Source organism: Bradyrhizobium sp. (genome assembly GCF_030693485.1).
Taxonomy (GTDB): Bacteria; Pseudomonadota; Alphaproteobacteria; order Rhizobiales; family Xanthobacteraceae; genus Bradyrhizobium.
Genome location: NZ_JAUYAN010000264.1, coordinates 1 through 3919, shown reverse-complemented (window position 1 = coordinate 3919; position 3919 = coordinate 1). Strand labels below are relative to the sequence as shown.

Annotated in this window: 4 protein-coding genes and 1 pseudogene; all 5 read left to right on the top strand. The window is 63.6% G+C overall.

Features of this window, described 5'->3' with window-relative positions:
• Positions 1-60 precede the first annotated feature (60 nt).
• Positions 61-1074: a cytochrome d ubiquinol oxidase subunit II gene (cydB, locus tag Q8N40_RS19360; RefSeq protein WP_305322493.1), complete on the top strand. Its 1014-nt coding sequence runs from the start codon at positions 61-63 to the stop codon at positions 1072-1074.
• Positions 1074-1202 (top strand): DUF2474 domain-containing protein, encoded by a 129-nt coding sequence (locus Q8N40_RS19355; protein WP_305322496.1) that lies wholly within the window; start codon positions 1074-1076, stop codon positions 1200-1202. Before cydB ends, Q8N40_RS19355 begins: the two co-directional genes overlap by 1 nt.
• A 240-nt stretch (positions 1203-1442) precedes the next feature.
• The gene (locus Q8N40_RS19350; protein ID WP_305322492.1) at positions 1443-2036 is read left to right on the top strand and encodes a L,D-transpeptidase; all 594 of its coding nucleotides are present in this window, start codon (positions 1443-1445) and stop codon (positions 2034-2036) included.
• A gap of 55 nt (positions 2037-2091) precedes the next feature.
• A complete protein-coding gene (locus Q8N40_RS19345; RefSeq protein ID WP_305712944.1) occupies positions 2092-3132 on the top strand; it encodes an amino acid ABC transporter substrate-binding protein in 1041 nt (346 codons plus the stop codon).
• Positions 3133-3255: 123 nt separating this feature from the next.
• A pseudogene (locus Q8N40_RS19340) lies at positions 3256-3888 on the top strand (LysE family translocator).
• Positions 3889-3919: the final 31 nt, after the last annotated feature.

The following is a 3919-nucleotide window of genomic DNA, read 5'->3' as shown; positions in this document are numbered from 1 at the left end:
GGCCCGCGCCGCCGGCATCACGCCCGCCGCGGGCGCCGCGGCTCCCCGGGGGGCCGCGTCATGACCGCCGCGATCGACATCGCCACCGTCTGGGCGTTCATCATCGCCTTTGCCGTCTTCGTCTATATCGTCATGGACGGGTTCGACCTCGGCCTCGGCATTCTGTTTCCGCTGTTTCCCCAGAAGTCCGATCGCGACGTCATCATGAACAGCGTCGCGCCGGTGTGGGACGGCAACGAAACCTGGCTGGTGCTCGGCGGCGGCGGCCTGATGGCGGCGTTTCCGCTGGCCTATGCGGTGCTGATGCCGGCGCTGTACACCCCCATGATCGTAATGCTGCTCGGCCTGGTGTTTCGCGGCGTCGCCTTCGAATTTCGCTGGCGGACGAGACCGAGCGAGCGCAATCGCTGGGATATCCCGTTCTTCGCCGGATCGCTGCTGGCGGCGCTGGCGCAGGGCATAGCCCTCGGCGCCATCCTGCAGGGCGTCCATGTCGAGGGCCGACATTACGCCGGCGGATGGTGGGACTGGCTGACGCCGTTCAGCATCCTGACCGGCATCGCGCTGGCGATCGGCTACGCGCTGCTGGGCGCGACCTGGCTGGTCATGAAGACCGAGGGCCCGCTGCGCGACAAGGCCTATCATCTGAGCTGGTTCCTGCTGTTCGCGATGATCAGCGCCATCGGCGCAGTCAGCATCGCCACGCCGTTCCTGCACATCCAGTACACCCAGCGCTGGTTTTCCTGGCCGGGCATCCTCCTGACCGCGCCGGTGCCGGTCGCGGTCGCCGCTGTTACCTTGCTGCTGTTGCGCAGCCTCGCCCGGAAGCGGGATTATCAGCCGTTCTTCCTGACGCTGACGCTGTTCGCGCTGTCCTATGCCGGACTCGGCATCAGCATGTGGCCCTATATCGTGCCGCAGAGCATCACCATCTGGCAGGCGGCCTCGCCCGAAAACAGCCAGGTCTTCATGCTGTTTGGCGTCGCCGTGCTGATCCCGCTGATTCTCGGCTACACCGGCTGGGCCTATTATGTCTTCCGCGGCAAGGTGAAGGCCGGGAGCGGCTATCATTGATTCCGCCGGAGCCAAATCCGCCGCCGCTGGCGCGCCGCCTGCTGTGGTTCGCGGCGCTGTGGCTCGGGGGCGTCGGGACCGTGACCCTGATCTCGTACGGCCTGCGGCTGTGGATCGCTCCGAAATGAGGCGAGCCCCAAGCCCACTCATTCTCGCTCCGCAGCAAAATATCGAAAACAACCCCATGTACAGTAGCGCTGGGTCGATGGCAGGGGTGCCTTGCCTGCGAGGAAACGTTGGAAGCACCAGACATATGGGGTGCGCCTGCCTAGAACTTGCCATCAAGTTGCCACTGAGATTTGATGGTTCCAAGACTCAACCAAGATTTTGACTAAGACCTGGCGAAGGCGCCACCGGGAGAGCTCTGAATGACCAAATTTCGCCAATTGATCTGGATGATGGCCGCCGCGGCCGGACTGATGCTTTCGATCGCACCGGGTCATGCGCAAAGGCCCGATGTCGGCGACGAGCCCGGCCTGATCGCCGACGACAATGTGGAGCTGGACCCGCAGTTCAAGCGCACTGCGGTGCTGTACCGCACCTCCGAGCCGCCGGGCACCATCATCATCTCAACGAAGGATCGCCATCTCTATCTGGTCCAGGGCGGCGGCCGCGCATTGCGCTACGGCATCGGCGTCGGCCGCGAAGGGTTCCAGTGGCAGGGATTGCTGAACGTCACGCGCAAGGCGGAATGGCCGGACTGGACCCCGCCGCCGGAAATGATCGCGCGCCAGCCCTATCTGCCGCGTTTCATGGCCGGTGGACCCGGAAATCCGATGGGCGCGCGTGCGATGTATCTCGGCACCACGGTCTACCGCATCCACGGCACCAACCGGCCGGATACCATCGGCACCGCAGTTTCCTCCGGCTGTTTCCGGCTGGTCAATGCCGACGTCGCCGACCTCTATGAGAGGGTCCCGGTCGGCACCAAGGTGATCGTGCGGCAGAAGCCCGAATTATAGACCGCAGCGGCTCGTTTCGCGACCGCCCCGTTTTCCTGACATTGGCGAGAAAAAAATGTTTCGTACATTCCGAGGCGGCCTCCTGATTGGCATGGCGGTCGCGATCGCGGTCGCGGCCATTGCCGTGACCTATGAGCGATACGACACCAAGACCCTGAAGCGGACGATCCGGCGCGGCGACGTGCTGTGCGGCGTCAACAAGGGACTGCCGGGTTTCTCGATCCCCGACGACAAGGGCGACTGGAGCGGGTTCGATGTCGACTTCTGCCGCGCGGTGGCGGCGGCGATCTTCGACGATCCGAAAAAGGCGAAGTTCGTTCCGCTCGACGCCAACGAACGCTTCAAGGAGTTGCAGAGCCGCAAGGTGGATATCCTCTCGCGCAACTCGACCTGGAGCATGTCACGCGAGACGTCCAACGCGCTGTATTTCCCGGCCGTCGCCTATTATGACGGCGGAGGATTCATGCTGCCGGCATCGCGCAAGATCGACTCCGGCCTGGAACTCAACGACAGCAAGGTCTGCGTGCAGGCGGAAACGACGACGCAGCTCAACCTCGTCGACTTTTTCCGCACCAACAACATGAAATACACGGAGATGAAGTTCGGAAAGCTGGAGGAGGTCATCAAGGCCTATGATTCCGGCCAGTGCGACACCTTCACCGCCGACATCTCGCAGCTTTACGCGCTGCGCCTGAACCTCGGCAAACCCGGCGACCATGTCATCCTCCCCGACGTCATTTCCAAGGAGCCGCTGGCGCCGGTGGTGCGGCAGCGCGACGACGACTGGATGATGATCGTGAAGTGGACCCTGTATGCGATGATCAATGCCGAGGAACTCGGCATCACCTCGAAGAACATCGACGAGGCGCTGAAGTCGAAAAAGCCGGATGTGATGCGGCTGGTCGGCACCGAAGGCGCCTACGGCGAGGAACTCGGCCTGCCCCGCGACTGGGCCGCGCGCATCATCCGCCATGTCGGCAATTACGGCGAGATCTACGAGCGCAATGTCGGCGAGGGGTCGAAACTGAAGATTCCACGCGGGCTGAACCAGCTCTGGAGCGCCGGCGGCATCCAGTACGCTCCGCCGATCCGGTAACGATCGACCGAATGCCGGATCGCCCGGTCAAGACCGGGCGATGACAGCGTAACTCTCGGTGCAATTTACGAAATGACATCGCGGCGTGGCGCGCCTAGAAAATCGCGCGCCACGAGTCCCGCCATGCCCCATCTCACTTCCCTGCTCGGCTTCGCTCTGGTCGCTCGGCATGGTGCTGACGCCGGGACCGAACATGATCTATCTGATCTCGCGTTCGATCGCGCAGGGCCACATTGCCGGCCTCATTTCGCTCGGCAGCGTCGCGCTGGGTTTCGTGTTTTTCATGCTATGCGCGGCATTCGGCATCACGGCGCTGCTGTTCGCGGTGCCTTATGCCTATGATGCGCTGCGGCTCGCCGGCGCGGCGTATCTCATGTGGCTGGCGTGGCAGGCCCTGATGCCCAACGGCCGCTCGCCGTTTCAGGTGAAAGAACTCGCAGTCGACGGGCCGCGCAGACTGTTCGCGATGAGCCTGTTCACCAACTTGCTCAATCCAAAGGTCGCCATGCTGTATCTGGCGCTGCTGTCGCATTCGTCGACCCGGCTCACGGCAGCGTGCTGACGCAGTCGCTGGCGCTCGGCTTTACCCAGATCGCGATCAGCGTCAGCGTCAACGCCCTGATCGCACTCGCGGCCGGCTCGATCGCGCTGTTCCTCGGCACCAGGCCGGGCTGGCTATTGGTTCAGCGCTGGCTGATGGGCACCGTGCTGGCCGGGCTCGCGGTGAAGATGGCGCTGGAGACGAAGCGGGCGTGAGTTTACTTTCTTACCTCTCCCGCTTGCGGGG